The sequence below is a fragment of the Aeribacillus sp. JST-2 genome (assembly GCF_056032925.1).
The window spans coordinates 1-18,405 of sequence record NZ_JBVVUU010000043.1 but is presented as its reverse complement, the minus strand read 5'-3'; the positions used below and the strand labels follow the sequence as shown (position 1 = coordinate 18,405).

The 18,405-nt window shown below is 39.3% G+C and carries 16 protein-coding genes; 6 read left to right on the top strand and 10 right to left on the bottom strand.

What is annotated here, in order from left to right:
* Window positions 1–689: 689 nt before the first annotated feature.
* The 4 genes from AC0KTX_RS14595 to AC0KTX_RS14580 all read left to right on the top strand — a co-directional run bounded on the left by AC0KTX_RS14595 (window position 690) and on the right by AC0KTX_RS14580 (window position 4,750).
* Complete coding sequence (locus tag AC0KTX_RS14595; RefSeq protein WP_474252849.1) at window positions 690–1,703, top strand: substrate-binding domain-containing protein; 1,014 nt, start codon at window positions 690–692, stop codon at window positions 1,701–1,703.
* A gap of 326 nt (window positions 1,704–2,029) precedes the next feature.
* Window positions 2,030–2,812 carry a Cof-type HAD-IIB family hydrolase gene (locus AC0KTX_RS14590; RefSeq protein ID WP_474252848.1) on the top strand — a complete coding sequence of 261 codons (783 nt, stop codon included), beginning with the start codon at window positions 2,030–2,032 and terminating at the stop codon, window positions 2,810–2,812.
* A 124-nt stretch (window positions 2,813–2,936) separates the two neighbouring features.
* Window positions 2,937–3,464 (top strand): YceI family protein, encoded by a 528-nt coding sequence (locus tag AC0KTX_RS14585; RefSeq protein ID WP_474252847.1) that lies wholly within the window; start codon window positions 2,937–2,939, stop codon window positions 3,462–3,464.
* 173 nt (window positions 3,465–3,637) lie between these two features.
* Window positions 3,638–4,750, top strand: coding sequence for a 5-methyltetrahydropteroyltriglutamate--homocysteine S-methyltransferase (locus AC0KTX_RS14580; protein WP_474252846.1), 1,113 nt, complete (start codon window positions 3,638–3,640; stop codon window positions 4,748–4,750).
* Window positions 4,751–4,813: 63 nt separating this feature from the next.
* Here the strand turns inward: AC0KTX_RS14580 and AC0KTX_RS14575 are convergent, their stop codons facing one another.
* From AC0KTX_RS14575 to AC0KTX_RS14530, 10 genes are all read right to left on the bottom strand, one after another.
* On the bottom strand, window positions 4,814–5,782 hold the full coding sequence (locus AC0KTX_RS14575; protein ID WP_474252845.1) for a sugar phosphate isomerase/epimerase family protein: 969 nt from the start codon (window positions 5,780–5,782) through the stop codon (window positions 4,814–4,816).
* Window positions 5,783–5,925: 143 nt separating this feature from the next.
* A complete protein-coding gene (locus AC0KTX_RS14570) occupies window positions 5,926–6,951 on the bottom strand; it encodes a Gfo/Idh/MocA family protein (protein WP_474252844.1) in 1,026 nt (341 codons plus the stop codon).
* 30 nt (window positions 6,952–6,981) lie between these two features.
* A complete protein-coding gene (locus AC0KTX_RS14565; protein WP_474252843.1) occupies window positions 6,982–7,713 on the bottom strand; it encodes a ThuA domain-containing protein in 732 nt (243 codons plus the stop codon).
* Between the two features lie 42 nt (window positions 7,714–7,755).
* Entirely contained in the window at window positions 7,756–8,538 is a 783-nt protein-coding gene (locus AC0KTX_RS14560; RefSeq protein ID WP_474252850.1) for a carbohydrate ABC transporter permease, read from the bottom strand.
* Between the two features lie 106 nt (window positions 8,539–8,644).
* The gene (locus AC0KTX_RS14555; protein WP_474252842.1) at window positions 8,645–9,514 is read right to left on the bottom strand and encodes a carbohydrate ABC transporter permease; all 870 of its coding nucleotides are present in this window, start codon (window positions 9,512–9,514) and stop codon (window positions 8,645–8,647) included.
* Window positions 9,515–9,598: 84 nt separating this feature from the next.
* A complete protein-coding gene (locus AC0KTX_RS14550) occupies window positions 9,599–10,921 on the bottom strand; it encodes an ABC transporter substrate-binding protein (protein ID WP_474252841.1) in 1,323 nt (440 codons plus the stop codon).
* Between the two features lie 81 nt (window positions 10,922–11,002).
* Window positions 11,003–12,304 (bottom strand): alpha-galactosidase, encoded by a 1,302-nt coding sequence (gene melA, locus AC0KTX_RS14545; RefSeq protein WP_474252840.1) that lies wholly within the window; start codon window positions 12,302–12,304, stop codon window positions 11,003–11,005.
* Between the two features lie 149 nt (window positions 12,305–12,453).
* A complete protein-coding gene (locus tag AC0KTX_RS14540; RefSeq protein WP_474252839.1) occupies window positions 12,454–13,488 on the bottom strand; it encodes a LacI family DNA-binding transcriptional regulator in 1,035 nt (344 codons plus the stop codon).
* A 290-nt stretch (window positions 13,489–13,778) separates the two neighbouring features.
* A complete protein-coding gene (locus AC0KTX_RS14535; RefSeq protein WP_474252838.1) occupies window positions 13,779–14,495 on the bottom strand; it encodes a tubby C-terminal domain-like protein in 717 nt (238 codons plus the stop codon).
* Window positions 14,496–14,942: 447 nt separating this feature from the next.
* A complete protein-coding gene (locus tag AC0KTX_RS14530; protein ID WP_474252837.1) occupies window positions 14,943–15,290 on the bottom strand; it encodes an IDEAL domain-containing protein in 348 nt (115 codons plus the stop codon).
* Window positions 15,291–15,712: 422 nt separating this feature from the next.
* On the opposite strand from AC0KTX_RS14530, the gene AC0KTX_RS14525 reads away from it, so the two are divergent.
* Window positions 15,713–17,065 (top strand): cytochrome ubiquinol oxidase subunit I, encoded by a 1,353-nt coding sequence (locus AC0KTX_RS14525; RefSeq protein ID WP_474252836.1) that lies wholly within the window; start codon window positions 15,713–15,715, stop codon window positions 17,063–17,065.
* Window positions 17,066–17,077: 12 nt separating this feature from the next.
* The gene (locus tag AC0KTX_RS14520; RefSeq protein ID WP_474252835.1) at window positions 17,078–18,106 is read left to right on the top strand and encodes a cytochrome d ubiquinol oxidase subunit II; all 1,029 of its coding nucleotides are present in this window, start codon (window positions 17,078–17,080) and stop codon (window positions 18,104–18,106) included.
* The last annotated feature ends 299 nt before the right edge of the window (window positions 18,107–18,405 follow it).

Below are 18,405 nucleotides of genomic sequence, written 5' to 3'. Positions count from 1 at the left end.
GTCAAATGATAATTTTGTACTTCCCAAAACCATTTACATCAAGCATTTAAACAAGATTTTGGACTGCGAAAGCTGAGTTATAAATTAATGCATAACCTGATTTATACTTTTCATTTTTTTAAGCTTTGAAAAGGGCAGTTTCATATTTAATCTATCATTTGGCCATATTGACGAATATACTACCATATACTTTTCCGGGCACCCTTTGATTAGATGAAAAAGACATCTCGACATTCCAAACATGTATTGAGCAGAGGGCTCCAAAAAAGAAAATCAATATATCTGGATCTGAAGCAGCGGTTTCACCACCTATAAAGAGGACATTCAACAAAATCCAGAATCAGCCATTGAAACATCATTCCGTTGACAAAAAGCGGTTTCTTCGGTTTAATTAATTTATCGTTTAGTTAACATTATCCTTCTAGAAGGAGTGGGAAAGACTTTTTAAAAAGCAGGATGTCAAGGGGAAAATCCTTGAATGAAAGAAAACAACAATATATTAAATTGCCGAAGCCTCCCCCTGTAACAACTAAACAAACGGCATTTGCTGATCGCCAAATATAAAAAAACATGGTAGAGATTTGTTATTAGGAAAATGAAAATAGAAAAACATTAATCTAACTATATACTAATTAGTAGCAGTTGATCTAAATGAGGTTGGATATCGTTTTGTCATGCGGGGTGATTGAGTGAAAAACAACGTTACGATGAAAGATATAGCAGAGAAATTGGGCGTCAGCAGTGTAACTGTTTCAAAGGCGCTCAATGACAAAGAAGGGGTCAGCGAAGAGCTTCGGGCAAAAATTAAATTGCTTGCAGAAGAAATGGGATACCGTTTTAACGCAGCAGCCAAATCAATGAAAGAAGGGTTAACGTACAATATCGGCGTTATAATTCCTGAGCGGTTTACCGGATTGTCCCAATCGTTTTACTTAAAAGTATACCAAGCGATCGCTAAATTTTTGGAAAACTATGGATACTATGGGATATTGTATATTTTAGATACAGAAGATGAGGAACAATTAAAACTTCCGAGAATTTACTATGAGCAAAAAGTAGATGGCTTAATCCTTCTTGGGCAAATCAGCAAAGATTATATAGAAAAAATCCAAAGCATTGAGATGCCCAAAATCTTTTTAGACTTTTATGATGAACATCTCGATATTGACACTGTGATTACAGACAATTTTTACGGCGCTTATGAAATCACCAATTATTTAATTCAAAACGGGCACAGAAAAATCGCCTACATCGGCAACATTTATTCCACAAGCAGCATTCAAGACCGATTTTTAGGCTATTACAAATCACTTTTGGAACATCGAATTAAATTGAATGAAAAGTTTATTATTAATGACCGGGATGAGCGGGGAAAATATATTGATATTGAACTGCCGGATGAACTGCCGACTGCTTTTGTTTGCAATTGCGATCAAGTCGCCCACAATTTGGTGACAAAATTGAACAAGCTTGGATATCGCGTTCCTGATGACTTCTCAGTCGTTGGATTTGATAACGACATTTATGCAACAATCACTGATCCGCCATTAACAACAGTAGAAGTGGATTTAGATGAAATGGCGAAAACCGCTGTCCAATTTATCATCGGGAAAATAAAAAACAACAACCGGAAATATGGAAGAGTGCAAATTAAAGGAAAAATTATTTACCGGGATTCCGTGAAAAACATTGAAACAAGGTGACGTTTTGGCCTTGTTTTTTTTCTTTACGAAAAGGAGAGCAAGAAAAAACAACAACAATTATGAGATTTTAAACCAACAACTGTTTGTTTCAATTTAGCGCCATTTCTTCATGCATCTCGCAAGCATTAAATGACCCTCATTGACCGATCTTCTTTGCTTGTATTTGGAATTAGTCAGAAACGTTTTATCCTATTAACCTATTGATGTATTTCCTGAAGATGACTGCTATCATAATGAAAAGCGGCGGCAATCATACATGAAAAGAGTTCACATATTGTTTATTTATGTTAAAATTGAAAGAAAAAATATTCACAGGAGTTTGAAAAATGAGGTATAGCATATTATTTCTTGATATTGACGGAACAATTTTGACGCCTGCTGACACGATCCAAGATTCTACCAAAAAAGCCGTCGCTGAAGTTCAAAAAAAAGGCCTTGAAGTATTTCTGGCAACAGGAAGGCCGATCCATGAAATTTCGCATATTGGAAAAGAACTGAACATTCAGTCTTTTATCGGCTACAATGGAGCTTATGCCATATATAATGGGCAGGAAATAATAAATGAACCAATGGATGCACAAATGGTTGCCGAGTTTGCCAAAACCGCTGAACAACATGGCCATGAAATTGTCATGTATACAAGAGAGCAAAACGTTCTTACATCATGTGATTCAATGGCTATGAAAAAGTTTGTCCAAAAGTTTCATCTGCAAAAAAATACTTTGTATAATGAATCGTTCAATCCTCATATTTTAGGAATGACGATTGTCAATCTAAAAGAAAGAGATATATCTCTATACGAAAAAAAAGGCCTTTTATACTTATCCCAAGTAAATGTCGAAGGACTAGAACACAGCTATGATGTGATAAGGGAAAACGTCAACAAAGGGAAAGCTGTCAAAAAAGTTTTAGAATTTTTAAATATTCCTCGTTCCGCCGCCATCGCTTTCGGGGATGCCATGAATGACAAAGAAATGCTCAGCACAGTCGGCGAAAGCTTTGCAATGGGAAATGCCCATCCTGATCTGCTTGCTTATGCAAAATACCAAACGACAGATGTGACAAATTCGGGAGTCTATAACGGGCTGAAAAAACTCGGGCTTGTTTAATAGGAAAAATGGCTGCCATACGCAGCAGCTGCTTTTTTTACAAAAAATATTTAAATAAAAATATTTGAATTCGAGATAATTTTCGGTTATGATGATAATAAAACAAAAGGAGGAATAATGTAACATGTCAAATTTCCAGTTAGACAAAGTGCACAGCTCAATAACTTTTCAAGTCAAACACTTAATGGTTTCTAAAGCAAAAGGAGAATTTAATCAATTTGATGTTGAAGTGGAAGGCGATGTCGATCAACTTGAATCCGCAAAAGTGAAAGTAACTGTTCAAGCTGCATCCGTTGACACAAAAAACGAAGACAGGGACAATCACCTTCGTTCAGGCGACTTTTTTGATGTAGAAAACTTTCCGGCCATCACTTTTGTCAGCGATTCAATCAAAAAAGTATCAGAGGATGAATATGAAGTAACAGGCCAATTGACCATTAAAGGTGTGACCAACAAAGAGACGTTTAAAGTGGAATTCAACGGCAAATCCAAAAACCCAATGGATGGCAGCATTGTGGCAGGATTTGATGTAGAAGGAAAAATCAATCGGGAAGATTATGGCTTGACTTGGAACGCTGCCCTTGAAACTGGAGGATTCCTGATCGGCAAAGATGTGAAATTACTTGGCAGCTTTGAATTTGTTGTCAGCTGATTTTCGTTTCTAATGAAACACCATTAGCCTAATGACATCAGGCTAATGGTGTTATTTTTTTTGGCCATTTTTTCTGTTTTCAAACAACTAAGGTTCATAATAACATTTACATTTCCTTCATTTTTTGTTATTATTCAAAGTATTTCAATAAAGAAGGAGGTTTCACAACGATCATGTCAAACCAATCTTTGCATCGCCATGAACCGCCTTTTCGAGCAGACCAAGTTGGCAGTCTGTTAAGAACAGATCGAATTAAAGAAGCTCGATTAAAAAAAGCTAATGGCGAGATAACAGCCGAACAATTAAGAGAAGTAGAAAATGAAGAAATCAACCGCATCGTTGAAAAACAAAAAGAGGTTGGTCTGAAAGCGGTGACAGATGGCGAATTCCGCAGAGCATGGTGGCACTTTGATTTCCTCGAAAATCTTGCAGGAGTTAAAGGATACGATACAGACTCCGGAATTCAATTTCATCAAACACAAACAAAATCTCACTCTATCAAAGTCGTGGACAAGCTTGATTTTCATGACCATCCAATGTTGGAAGATTACAAGTTTTTACACCGTGTTGCCAAAGATCATACAGCCAAAATGACGATACCAAGTCCGAGCATGCTCCATTTCCGGGGGACAATCGAAAAGGGTGTGTATGACGACCAAGACGAGTTTTTCCATGATCTTGCCCAAGCATATAAAAAAGCAATCAACGCTTTTTATGACGCCGGATGCCGTTATTTACAGCTCGATGATACCTCATGGGCATATCTTTGCTCAGAGGAACAAAAGGAGCAGATGCGCGCCCGAGGCTTGAATCCAGACGAGTTGGGGAGCTTGTATGCAAAAACAATAAATGAAGCGATTGCTGACCGTCCAAATGACATGAAAATTACGATGCATATATGCCGGGGAAATTTCCGTTCAACGTGGATCTCATCCGGAGGATATGAACCGGTGGCGGAAATATTGTTTCAAGGCGTAAATGTGGACGGATTCTTCTTAGAATATGACAGCGATCGCGCCGGCGGCTTTGAACCGCTTCGCTTCGTCAACCGTTCAAACTTATATATTGTCCTCGGATTAATCACATCTAAATTCGGGGAATTGGAAAATAAGGATGAGATTAAACGCCGTATTGATGAAGCATCCAAGTTTGTTGATATGAATCAATTATGTTTAAGTCCGCAGTGCGGCTTTGCTTCGACTGAAGAGGGCAACCTGCTGACAGAAGAAGAGCAATGGGCAAAACTCCGCCACGTTGTCGAAATCGCGGAAGAAGTGTGGAAATAGTATTTTTGCATGCGGCTGTCTCAATCAAGACAGCCGCATGTCTTTGTTCTCCATAATGTGGAATTACACCCACCACATATCTGCTGGCTTTTCTTTTATCAATACTTGCTTTAAATTATAAACTGCACGATGGAGGCCTTCTTCAATGGACATAATCGGATCTTCATGCTCAATGCTGACAACATAATCATAGCCGTATGTGCGGAGAGCGCTCATCATATCTGACCATTCCTGAAGGCTGTGCCCACAGCCGACCGAACGGAATGTCCACGCCCTCGTTTGCACGTTTCCGTATGGCTGCATATCTGTCAGACCGTACATATTGACATTTTCCTGATCAATATAGGTGTCCTTTGCATGGAAATGATGAATGGCATTTGCTTTGCCTAAAATTTTAATCGCCCCTACAGGATCGATGCCTTGCCACCATAAATGGCTTGGATCAAGATTTGCACCTACTGCCTCACATGTCTCTTCACGCAGTTTTAACAAAGTATAGGGCGTGTGCACTAAAAACCCTCCATGCAGTTCCAATCCGACCTTGACATTGTGATCTTGCGCAAATTTCCCCCACTCTTTCCAATAAGGGATCAGCTTTTCCTCCCACTGCCACTTCAAAACTTCCGAATATTCATTCGGCCACGGTGCAACCGGCCAGTTTGGATATTTCGCATTTTCATAATCCCCGCTGACACCGGAAAAACAGTTAACGACAGGAACCCCCATCATTTCTGCAAGCCGCACTGTTTTTACAAACGTTTCATGCGACTGTTCAGCGAATGATTTGTCAGGGGAAAGCGGATTCCCGTGGCAACTGAAGGCACTTATCGTTAAGCCTCTTGATTCCACTTCTTTTAAATAAGCTTTCTGTTTCTCCTTGTTTTCAAGCAGTTCGTCAAGATTGCAATGAGCGTTTCCCGGATAGTTTCCTGTGCCGATTTCAACTGCCTCCAGTCCAGCTTCTTTCACATAATCGAGCATATCCGTAAACGATTTCTGCGAGAAAAGAACGGTAAAAACCCCAAGCTTCATCATGAACACCTCTCAGCTAATTTGTACATCACTTTATACCGTGCAGTTTTCCAGCCCTCAACAACCCTCGCGAGTCAGGCCTCACCAGTTTTGGTTGGATTGATGGCAGAAAAAGGCAAGTCTTATCAATTTTTTAATATTTTTTATATTCTAACTACTTTTTTGCTGTCGGCCGCCTCAAATGCCGCTAAAATCACCAGGAGCGATTTCATGCCGTCGAGGCCTGTTACAGCCGGTTCTTCATCATTGACGATCGATGAAACGAAATGATCTATGACATGGGACTTAGATTGCCCACCCTCTTCATTTGATTGAATGGCGCCGAGCTTGTAATGGACAGCTTCACCATTTTTGTATTGCACAACTAACGAATATTCAGGATCGTCTTCAAGACGAATCATGCCTTTTTCGCCATAAATGATGGTAGAATTATCTTCTTTCCCGTTATAAGACCAGCTTGCCGCCAGCGTTCCGATGATGCCGCTTTCTGTTTTCAAGATGCAAACAGCGTTATCATCAACATCGGTCTGCTCTTTGGCCAGCGTTTCTACAAAGGCAGCCACTTCTGAAACTTCTTCACCTAGCAAATAGCGAATTAAATCGGCTTTATGAATTCCGAGATCCCCCATCGCTCCCATGACAGCTTCCCGTTTGCGGAAAAACCAGCTGTCTTTCCCGTCAGCACTCCAAGATTCCGGCCCCGGGTGTCCAAATGCTGTACGGAAACTGAAAATTTTTCCGATTTGCCCGCTTTCAATGATTTCTTTTGCTTTTCTATGGGAAGGGACAAATCTCTGGTTATGTGCGATCATCAGTTTCTTGCCGGAGAGCTTTGCAGCTTCGATCATGTCTTCTGCCTCTTGTTTTGTCGTCGCCATCGGCTTTTCGCAAAGAACATGCTTTCCTGCCTTTAAAGCCGCAATGGAAACAGGAGCGTGTAAATAATTTGGCGTGCAGACACTGACCGCAGCAATTTCTTGATCAGCCAACAGTTCTTCATAGTTTGTGTAGCATTTTGCATGATATTGTTTTGCTATTTCTTTTGCCCGATCCTCATTAATGTCACAAACAGCAGCAATGTTTACGTGCTCGTTTAATGCATATTCCGGTAAATGCCGATATTTCGCAATACTGCCGCAGCCAATAACTCCAACATTTAGTTTGTTCATGGAAAAATCCTCCTTTAATTTCATTGTCTGTTACAGGGATTTATTTGCTTGAATTGGTTCCAAAGGCTGATAATTTCCGTAAGTCGGCTTTGTCGTGTTGGCTTGTTTTGCCCATTTAACCGCATTGATGATGACCCGTTGGATCTGCGGGTTGTGATAGGTCGGATGTGTTTCATGACCGGGACGGAAATAAAAGATTTTCCCTTTTCCCCTTTTAAACGTACAACCGCTTCGGAACACTTCTCCACCTTCAAACCAGCTGACAAAAATCAATTCATCAGGAGTTGGGATGTCAAAATGTTCCCCATACATCTCTTCATGTTCCAACTCAAAGTATTCTCCAATTCCTTCTGCAATCGGATGAGTCGGATCGACCACCCAAATTCGCTCCTTTTCGTTTGCTTCCCGCCATTTCAAGTCACACGAAGTTCCCATTAGCTTCTTGAAAATTTTCGAAAAATGCCCCGAATGAAGAACAATCAACCCCATTCCATCCAGCACTTTTTGCCGAATGCGTTCTGCCACTTCATCCGCCACTTCGTGATGAGCCATATGGCCCCACCAAATCAAAACGTCTGTTGCATTTAACACATCCTCTGTCAATCCATGTTCGGGCTGATCAAGCGTAGCAGTCTGAACATCAAATCCTTCCTTTTCTAAAAAATCGCCAATCGTTTTATGAATACCGTGCGGATAAATTTTCCGAACCGCTTCATCCTTTTGTTCATGCCGAAATTCGTTCCAGACAGTTACTTTGACCATTGTTTCCTCTACTCCTTTTGTTGAATCAAGATTTTATTTTCTTTATCCCTTCATTCCAGTCAGTGTAATACCTTCAATAATTTGTTTTTGAGCAAACATATAGACGACCAGTACCGGAATGATCGAAATGGTTGAGCCGGCCATCATTAACGCCCAGTCCGTCACATAAAGGCCTTTAAAGTAATTCAGCAATAAAGGAACCGTAAATTTCTCCGGTGTGCTTAAATAAATGAGCGGATCCAAGAAATTGTTCCAAGTTCCCAGAAAAATGAAGATCCCAACGGCAGCCAATGCCGGGCGTATTAACGGCAGGATGACGCTCCAATAAATTCTTAAAGGGCTTGCGCCATCAATGATCGCCGCCTCTTCCAAGTCTTTTGGAATCCCCTTAATAAACTGCCTCAATAAGAAGACGGCAAAAGCATTGAACAATGCTCCAGGAACAATCAGTGCAAGATGGGTATCCAACCAACCGATTTTTTCCATAATCATATACAGCGGAATCATTGTCACTTGTTTTGGAATCATCATCGTCGACAAAAATAATATAAACAGAAACCCAGCGCCCGGAAATTTTATTTTCGCAAATGCATAAGCAGCCATGGAAGCCGTTAATAGTTGTACAACGACAACAATGACGGTTATATAAAAGCTATTCCAATAGGCTGTTCCAAACGGCATTGCCTGCAAGGAAGCCAGATAATTCGACCAAACAATTGGATTCGGCAGCCATTTGGGAGGAACCAAAAAAATTTGCGATACATCTTTTAATGAACTGCTGACCGTCCAAAAGAATGGAAACAGCATTATGACGGATCCGATCATTAAAAGAATATGGAGGAGGAGAGTTGACAATGAAAACTTCCTTTTGGTTGAAGCGTTGACAGCCGGATTGACCTCGTTCAATTGCGAACGTTCTTTAACCATAGCATTAGTCTTCATAATGCACCCACCTTTGCGAAAACTTAAATTGAATCAACGTAAACACAAGGATGATGGCAAACAAGATCATAGCGGCTGCTGCACTTTCCCCCATTTGAAAATCAATAAATGCCTGGTCGTATATGTGGTATACAAGCGTATAGCTTGCTTTGGCCGGTCCGCCATTTGTCATAACGAATGCTTGGTCAAATACTTGGAATGAGCTGATGATCGCCATTATTGTAATAAAGAAGGTCGTTGGCGATAATAAAGGCAATGTAATATGCCAAAACTTTTGCCATTTTGAAGCGCCGTCGATTTCAGCTGCCTCATAATAGCTTTGCGAAATCCCTTGAAGGCCCGCAAGGAAAATGACCATATTGTGGCCAAGGCCCCACCAAATACTTAACATCGCAATCGAAGGCATAACCCATTTTGTATTAGTAAGCCATTTAGGTCCTTCAATACCGATGTATGATAATAATTGATTTAAAATACCGAAATCCCCGTTTAAAATCCACATCCAGATGACGCCGATTGACACTGAACTGGTGACTACCGGCATGAAATAAATAAGTCTATAAATTTCCTTTCCTTTCACCTTGTTTAAAGCAAGCGCCAACAACAAGGAAATTAAAATACTTCCGGGAATCACAAGAATTGTATAGTAAACTGTATTAACAAGCGCCTTCCAAAAATCAGGGTTATGAAATTGAGAAGAAAAGTTGGCAAAGCCAATAAATGACTGTTCGCCAAATCCGTCCCATTTCATAAAACTTAAAACAAGCGCAAATAGTAGAGGAATTAGGGAAAAAGCAAGCAATCCCAATAATTGTGGGGCGATAAAAAAGTAACCCCATAAAGCATTGCGACTCCGCATAATGACCCCGCCTTCTCTTGGATTATGGCGGAAAGGGCTATATCCCTTTCCGCTAGACTGAAAGAAACTTTATCTAAAAGATGATTACTGACTGTTGCGGTAGTTTTCGGTCATCGTTTTTACTTTTTCAGTAACTGCTTTTATCGTTTCGTCTGCATTTTTCTTATTGAGGTACATTAAATCCATGATATCGTTCACTTCTTTGTCCATCCCCGGCACCACGGATTGTTTATCATCTACAAGCCCAATATTGCGGGCATCAATTAAATATTGGGCATGTTCAGGAATACCTGCATCCACCACAATATTTTCGATCCCATTTATAGAAGGAACGGCATTTCCGTTGCCTGACAAGCGGGCTTTTTGTCCTTCCTGAGATACATAGAAAGATAAAAACTTCATTGCTTCTTTCACATGTTTAGAATCTTTGTTGGCCGCTAAATAGGCAGTAGCCACTGCGGCAGGTTCCGTCTTATTTCCTGTATTGGTCGGCCAAGGGATATAGTCAAATTCAAGCGATTTATTTTCACTGAACATCGGCGTTAACCAACGGCCGGCAGCAACAAAGCCAACTTGGTTAGACATAAACATCGCATCTGGACCTTGGCCCTTTGGCAAAGAGCCAGCATAAATAAAGTTCTTTTGATCAATCATTTTATCCAAATAGCGGATAGCTTCTTGCGCTTTCTCGTTTTGATCTAAAATGATATTGCCGTTGTCATCATAAAGTTGGCCGCCATTCGTCCAAACCCAGGAAAAGAGATTGAACCAATTATTTTCTGCTACAAAACCGTATTTTCCTGCATCCCGCAGCTTTCCGGTGACTTCCGTAAACGTATCCCAGTTCCATTTGCCTTCGTCAAAGTATTCTTGAGGCGATTTGACTCCTGCTTCTTTAAGAACTTTTTTATTGTAGTACAGCAAAGCCGGATTGCAATCAACTGGCACCCCATAAATTTGTCCGTCTTTTCTTGCAGCTCCCCACAATCCCTCCGAAAACTCTTCAGGTTTTGAATAACTTTCGGAGCTGCTTAAAAATTCCGTTAAGTTAACAACACTGCCGTTCTTTATCAACTGAGATATCCACTCGCTGCCTACATAAAACACATCTGGCGCTTTCCCGCCTGAAAGCTGTGTTAAAATTTTCTGTTGATAACCATCACTAGGAATCGGAACAAGCTTTACTTGAATGTCTGCATGCTGTTGATTAAACGCATCAATTGCTTTTTGATAAACTTTTAGTTCCGTCGGGTTGCCCCATGCCGACATTGTTAATTGAATTTTTTTACCCCCAGAGCCGCCGCCATTTGTGCTTCCTCCTTGACTGCTTGAACAACCTGATACTCCCAATAACAACATAAGCACAATGGAGAAGAAGGAGAAAACGATTTTCACTTTGTGCTTCATGTCGATAACCCCCTTTTTGAAAGCGCTTTAAAACTTATAAATTTTCAATAAACCCTTAACTAAAAATCGATACCTGTATTGCTATTTATATTTTGGAAGCCAATCCCCGTGCGCTTCTATCAAATCGTCACATAGCGAGACGATGTCATCCAAAGACAATTCCGCCGATGTATGCGGATCTAAGAAGGCTGCCTGATAAATATACTCTTTCTTTCCGGTAATCGCAGCTTCAATCGTTAGCAATTGTGTATTAATATTTGTTCTGTTTAATGCGGCCAGCTGCTCCGGCAGCTCTCCTATATAGCAAGGAGTGACGCCGCTGCGGTCAACTAAACAAGGCACTTCCACACAGGCTTTTTCAGGCAGATTGCTGATCAGCCCGCCGGTGTTAAGGACATTTCCGCCGATCTTAAACGGTTTATCTGTTTCCATAGCTTCAATAATATAAGAACCATACTCATGTGTCCGTTGATGTGTAAGATTTTTGTTATGAACTAAATCATCACGCATTTTATTCCAATCTTCAATCTGGCGGACGCAGCGCCTTGGATACTCGTCAAGTGGAATATTAAATTTCTCAATTAGTTCCGGGTATCGGCTTTTGATAAAATAAGGGAGATACTCTGCATTATGTTCGGATGACTCCGTGACATAATAACCAAATTTGTCCATTATTTCAAATCGCACCATATCATTATGTTTTGTCTTTTGCTTTTCTTTTGCTCTTTTCTTAATTTCCGGATAGAGATCCTCTCCGTTGCGTGTGATTTCAAGCAGCCATGCCATATGATTGATGCCGGCTATTTTCCATTGGATATGATCAGTTTCCATATTGAGAGATTTAAGCAAATGTTCTGCACAAACTTGTACACTATGGCAAAGTCCAACGGTTTTAATTCCGCCATACTTAATCATGACATTTGTCAATACCGCCATTGGATTGGTATAATTTAAAAACCATGCGTCCGGACAAACCTCTTGCATATCACGAGCAAATTCCAACATCACCGGTATTGTCCGTAAACTGCGGAATATCCCCCCGATCCCGATTGTATCGCCAATTGTCTGCCTCAAACCGTACTTTTTCGGAATTTCAAAATCAGTAATTGTGCAAGGATCGTAACCGCCAACTTGAATGGCATTGATTACATATTTAGCTCCTCTTAAGGCTTCTTTTCTATTTGTATATGCTTTAATTTTTACATTGCTATTTAAATTCTTTTTTAAATTATTTAACATATTCTCGGAGTCTTTCAGTCTCTGATGATCAATGTCATACAATGCAAACTCTGATCCTTCTAAGCTTGGGACTAACATGCAATCTCCTAAAACATTTTTTGCAAAAACCGTGCTCCCAGCTCCCAAAAATGTAATCTTTACCACATTTCCCCCTCTTTTCTGTTAAGAAAATTCCGAATAAAGTTGTCTTTTTTACACCTGCTTTTCACCTGCTTAATTACATCACCTCCTTTAAATTTAATGTAATCGATTACAATTTTATTAAGACCTTGGGGATGAAGGTCTATTGGATATCAATCTATAACATTATTATGATGGGATATAGCTTTTTTGCTAAAATGTTTGCAAGTTGACCGAATAATCAGCTGATCATTCAATATAAATTGATTTCTTTCCAAGTTTTCCTTGTTGATAATTTTTAATAACAACTCCATGGCTTTTAAGCCAATTTCATACATCGGCTGTGAAATGGTTGTTAGTGCAGGTTCAAATATTGAAGCAAATTTTATATTGTCAAAGCCGATTACCGAAATATCATCAGGTACATGCAATCCTTTAGATTTTATTGCTTTTATGGCTCCGATCGCCATTTCATCACTTGATGCAAACACGGCTGTCGGCGGTTTATCAAACGCAAGAAATTTCAACATTAGATTATATCCGCTTTCAAATGTGAAGTCCCCTTCTTGTACTAAGTGCGGTTCAACCGGAAGATCATGCTGCGCCATCGCCTGTTTGTACCCTTTTAAGCGATCCCTGCTCAATATTACATCCATCGGTCCCGATAAAAAGCCAATTCTTTTATGACCCAAGCTGATCAAATATTCCGTAGCTTTTCTGGCGCCGCTTATATTATCAATGGAAACAGTCGGAATGCTTGATCCTTCTAAATATTCACATGCGAGAACTACCGGAAATTCACGGGAAATTTCCTCCAATAAATGTGGTTCAAGCCTCGCCGTCAACATAATCATTCCATCCGCTTTTTTCTGGCGCAATATATCTAAATAACCGCTCTCCCTTTTTTTATCATTACTTGTATCCCCAAGAAGAACCTCATAGCCGTTTTCGATTGCCACATGTTCGATTCCTCGCAAAATCTTTGAGAAAAAAGTGTTTGTTATATCCGGAACGACGACAAGAATGGTTTTTGTTTCAAGCCTTCTCAGCTGCCTTGCTAAACTATTCGGCTGATAATTCAGTTTTTTGATGGCCTCCAACACCTTTTCGGCCGTTTCTTTTTTTACATTGCCAGAATTGCTTAAAACTCTGGAAACAGTGGCCGTTGAAACATTGGCCATCTTTGCAACATCGCTGATCCTGACCATTTCATATCTCCATTTCCTAAAAATTGTTGCTTCAACCATTTCTTCATTATTAGGATTATAAGGAATATCCCTGTTCACCAACATTGTAAACGATTACAAATAAATTTGCAACATTTTTTCTTTTTTAAATATTTTAAAAAAGATCATTTCATAGCTCATACTCTGCCTTCTCCCCTAATATAAAATCAATTCCTTTAACTTCGCTTTTGAAAAATAATGTTTCTGTTCCATTTCACATGATCCTTTTTATCCCCTTCTTCAATGAAACCGTTGATTTATACATGCATTTTTTATTGTTTAAATGCATAATTAAACAAAATATAAGTCATCATCAAATAAGGCTCTATTTCGTGGTATTCCTTTTCCACTTGAAATTGATATTGAAAACGGGACAACGGCTTTGTGCCTATTGCCGCAATCCTGTCATCCTTTAATACTTCTGTTCGGGATTGAATACTTAAAGACCTAAAAATAAACGTTTCATCATAAATTTGCAAAATGCATTGTTCTTTAAGTTTTGCTGAATTTTTCAACGTGACATCCGTTTTGACTGTTCCGATCACTTGCCCGTTTTCAACAATATGCCACATTTGATTAAAAGGACTTATCTTTTTTTCAATGAATTTTGCCGTTCCGCGGTCGTGCAAGGTAAAGATCAAATTCAAATGCCACCCTGGAATCAAAAAAAGCTGATTCATCCATTGATGCCATTTGCGGCTATAAATACGGGAATATTCGCCAATTTTTTGATTGCCTTTAAAAAGAAGCTTTCTTCCTGTCGAAAATCTTTCCATCATATATGTATACAAAATATCATTTTGAGGTTGATGAGGCTTGAACTGTTCATCCCGTTTCTTTTGCCACTTTTCTATAAACCTAAAAATAAACGCGGCTAAGAGAAATAGTGAAACGATAAACAGCTGGTACCATTCAAACTTGCCTAAAATCAGAAAACGCAAACCAATGCCAATGATTCCAATGCAAAAAAACATGATCATTTGTAGCATGTTATCACCCCCGAACCCCTATACGTGCCAAACTGTAAAAAGTTTCATGACACCTTTTTGCAAAACACAAAAAAACCGGGCGCAAAAATGAACGCCCGATTTTTTGCACCGGAAAATATGCAGACTTTCAGTAATCATACGCTTCATAAAACATAATCGGTTTCCAAACGTTTAGAATATAATTATCCGAAAGCTAATAGTACACTTTCAAAAATCAAAGCCACCTTTGATTCACTAATCATTCAACGGTTGCGATGCCGATAAAAATTAAGCATTTTTGCAAATCATTCCAGTTAGACAGCAGCAGCTGCTAGCAGACATCCCCATTTCTTTTGCGAATCTGTTTGATTGAAAGGAGTTTTTTTGTAAAAAAAGCAAAAAGAGATGGGCTGTCCAACTCTTTTTGCTTCACACTAGTTAGGGGATCATTTCTGGATGATCATCTACTCATTGAAAAAACGAAAGATTTTCCTTTTTCGATTGTTCCAAATTTTTTAATTTATTAGATAGCTCTATAAACCAGCTTTTATCTTTTGTTTGCAAAGCCAGATCAATTAATGCTTTGATCTGCTCCTCGCTTTCATAAGAAGAGACGGGCAATTTTTTGACCCAATGATTTAATGTATCGACAGTTTTTCCAACAACTACTTCATTATCGCATGCCATGACTTTTACCTTAACAAGTCTTTGTGATGAATCTATCGTTTCAACATAACCGTAAATGAATTCTCCGCTTTTTGTTTTGCCTTTTACCCAATCTCCTACTTTCACTGGTGACTGATTGATTCCTTCCATTTTATACACCACCACTTGAAGTATTAAAGAGATCACTTTGGATTACTAGAAATCTATCGTTAACAGAAATTATTACACGATAAATGAGAGAACGCAAACAATTTAACTTTGAGAATTATATCTTTTTTTATACGAATCATTTACGAAAGAAATATTTAATTATTATTGTACCAAAAAACAACCTTTTTTTGCATTTGATTGAAATTTAACTTTTTGACGGATTGCTATTGCCTAAATAATATGATGATTTTGACAAAACTTTTCAGTAAAAGACATGTTTGACAACCCTGTGTGTGAAAAAATTTTTTCAATGAAATCAAAGCAGGGGAATTAAGAGAAGCAAATTGATCTTTTAAATACATGTTTTCCTTTTTATTGAAAATACTAGTTGAAAGATAATATTCTGAAAGGACGTTGGATGAATGGACGATTTATTGATTGCCCGTTCTTTGTTTGGAACAACAATGGCATTTCACATTATTTTTGCCACCATTGGCGTAGGACTGCCTCTCATGATTTTGGCTGCAGAGATCCTTTACCAAAAAACGAAAGACCGTGATTACGCTGTCATGGCAAAGCGATGGACGAAAGCTTTTGCGGTTATACTTGGAGTCGGCATCCCGACAGGAACCATTGCAGGCGTCCAACTTACGCTTCTTTGGCCCGGTTTCATGGAAGTTATTGGGCTCGTTATGCCCCTTCCTTTTCAAATTGAAATATATGCGTTTTTTATAGAGGCTCTGTTTATGTCGATTTATGTATATGCGGCAGAAAGAATTGCCCCATGGCTGAGAATTTTAAGTTTAGTGTTCGTTGGAATCGGCGCCTTATCATCAGCCATTTTAATTACAAATGTCCACGCATTTCAAGGAACACCGGCAGGATTCCGATATGAAAACGGCAAATTTTCTGACATCAATCCGTGGGAAGCTTTTTTTAATCCAAGTTTTTTTGTTACGGCAGGACATGTTGCCTTGTCTGCTTATATTGTCGGGGCTTTTGTTGTGGCATCCGTTGCTGCATTTAAAATACTGAAAAACAGAAGCGATTCAACAGTTTACCGTTTTCATCAAAAAGCGCTAATGATGAGTCTTGCTATCGGCGGGATTTTTTCCTTTTTGACGGCGTTGAACGGTCACGAAACTGCCCAATATTTGCATGAATATCAGCCTGAAAAATTGGCTGCTGCTGAAGGATTGTTTGAAACGCAATCTTATGCTCCTTTAACGATCGGCGGTTTTACGGATCGCGAATCACAATCAGTTAAATGGGGAATTGAAATTCCTTGGGCGTTAAGTTTCTTGGCAGGTAATCGTTTCGATACCGTTGTTGTCGGCTTAAATGATTTTCCTGAAGAATGGTGGCCGCCGTTATTTGTTCATACTTTATTCAATGCGATGGTAGGCATCGGCGTTTTACTTATACTCATTGCACTCATAGGCGTTGGATGGAAAAAAGTATGGAAAAAAGAGCGATTTCCTAAAACACTTCTATGGATTTTTGTTATATCCGGCCCTTTAGCAATTATTGGAATTGAATGCGGGTGGATATTTGCTTGCACCGGACGGCAACCATGGGTGATCTATCGGGTTTTGCCTACCGCTGAGGCTGCAACAACCGCTGCAAACTTAGGAATTTTGTTTGTTTTGTTTTTCAGTATTTATGTTATTTTGAGCATTGCTGTCGTTTTTGTTCTTTTATACTACTTTCGAAAACATCCCGTTCTTGATGACCTGAAACGAAACGGAACAATGATTTCCCATACAAAGTCATAGGAGGCTGAACAAATGACAAACGCTCTGATCGCCATAACGATTCTGTGGGGTTTTGTGTTTATCTATGCCGTTATGGCTTCGATGGATTTCGGGGCAGGATTTTGGTCTATGGTGTATATGAATCGAAAAAAAACTAGAGCGACCAATGTTGCCAACCGCTACTTATCTCCCACATGGGAAGTGACAAATACGTTTATCGTTGCTTTAGTGGTCGCAGTCTACAGTCTTTTTCCGAAAGCAACAAATACTCTTGGAACCATTTTGCTTGTTCCCGGAAGCATTATTTTGCTTCTGCTTGCTTTACGCAGCGCCTTTTTAGTTTTCTCCAATATTGCAACAGAATATAAAAAACCGTTGACTTATATTTCAGGAATTACAGGAATCATCATCCCCGGCCTGCTCATCAGTGTGCTGCCAATTACTCACGGCCAGATGGTTGATTACAAAAACGGAACGGCACAATTAAACTTTGCCATGTTCTTGACTAGTCCAAATGCATACGCATTTATCTGCTTTGCCATCATCAGCACCTTATTTTTATCTTCCCTGCTGTTAGCCGATTACTCCAAAGTATCTGATGAAAAAGAAGCGTATACCGTTTATCTTTTACAAGGAAAAATATTAGGACCTCTTTCATTATTGACGGCTTTTCTGATTATGCTGACGTTAAAAAGGGAAGCTGCCTGGTTATATGAGCGCATGATGGATGATCTCCTGCTTTTATTGCTTTCCACTTTATTGTTTTTTATTGGCTGGGCAAGCTTATTCTTTCCAACTTCCAAAAAAGGGGAAAAAGGCATGCCAAGAATAGCTGTCATTGCCGTTACAGCCCAATACTTACTAGCCAGCTATGTGTACGGAAAAGCGCACTTGCCTTACATTGTTTATCCTAATGTGACGATTCAGTCCGCTTTTACTGATCCCATTACTTTTCGAGCCGTATTTTTCACTTATGTGGTTGGGTTTGCCATCCTTTTTCCAGGCTTTCTTTATTTCTGGAGTTTGTTTATGAATGATAAACGTTATTTGCGGCAACAATGAACAACATATCGATTGGCTACGATCTAGATTGTCTTAAAATGCGGGAAGAAAGCATTTTTCCACCCATTATTTTTCTTGTGCTGCTTCTCAAACGATCCCGTTTGATATAACCCCTCGGCGGGAAAGATTTGGCAAAAAATGTTTAGTTGCCTCCTTTGAAAATTTTCTGAACACCAAAAAGCGACAAGCTTAATCTGAATACACAAAAAGGGCGGTTCCTTATGAACTGCCCCCTGTCAAGTAGACAGTAGAAATAATAAAAATATACCTAAGCGGCTTTAGCTCTATATTCCATGGGG

Coding starts and splice junctions, on each gene's coding strand:
- AC0KTX_RS14585 (WP_474252847.1), top strand. CDS start 2,937: ATGTCAAATTTCCAGTTAGACAAAGTGCACAGCTCAATAACTTTTCAA.
- AC0KTX_RS14565 (WP_474252843.1), bottom strand. CDS start 7,713: ATGGTCAAAGTAACTGTCTGGAACGAATTTCGGCATGAACAAAAGGAT.
- AC0KTX_RS14520 (WP_474252835.1), top strand. CDS start 17,078: ATGACAAACGCTCTGATCGCCATAACGATTCTGTGGGGTTTTGTGTTT.
- AC0KTX_RS14525 (WP_474252836.1), top strand. CDS start 15,713: ATGGACGATTTATTGATTGCCCGTTCTTTGTTTGGAACAACAATGGCA.
- AC0KTX_RS14575 (WP_474252845.1), bottom strand. CDS start 5,782: ATGAAGCTTGGGGTTTTTACCGTTCTTTTCTCGCAGAAATCGTTTACG.
- AC0KTX_RS14590 (WP_474252848.1), top strand. CDS start 2,030: ATGAGGTATAGCATATTATTTCTTGATATTGACGGAACAATTTTGACG.
- AC0KTX_RS14555 (WP_474252842.1), bottom strand. CDS start 9,514: ATGCGGAGTCGCAATGCTTTATGGGGTTACTTTTTTATCGCCCCACAA.
- AC0KTX_RS14570 (WP_474252844.1), bottom strand. CDS start 6,951: ATGAACAAACTAAATGTTGGAGTTATTGGCTGCGGCAGTATTGCGAAA.
- AC0KTX_RS14560 (WP_474252850.1), bottom strand. CDS start 8,538: ATGATCGGATCCGTCATAATGCTGTTTCCATTCTTTTGGACGGTCAGC.
- AC0KTX_RS14540 (WP_474252839.1), bottom strand. CDS start 13,488: ATGGTCAGGATCAGCGATGTTGCAAAGATGGCCAATGTTTCAACGGCC.
- AC0KTX_RS14580 (WP_474252846.1), top strand. CDS start 3,638: ATGTCAAACCAATCTTTGCATCGCCATGAACCGCCTTTTCGAGCAGAC.
- AC0KTX_RS14535 (WP_474252838.1), bottom strand. CDS start 14,495: ATGCTACAAATGATCATGTTTTTTTGCATTGGAATCATTGGCATTGGT.
- AC0KTX_RS14550 (WP_474252841.1), bottom strand. CDS start 10,921: ATGAAGCACAAAGTGAAAATCGTTTTCTCCTTCTTCTCCATTGTGCTT.
- AC0KTX_RS14530 (WP_474252837.1), bottom strand. CDS start 15,290: ATGGAAGGAATCAATCAGTCACCAGTGAAAGTAGGAGATTGGGTAAAA.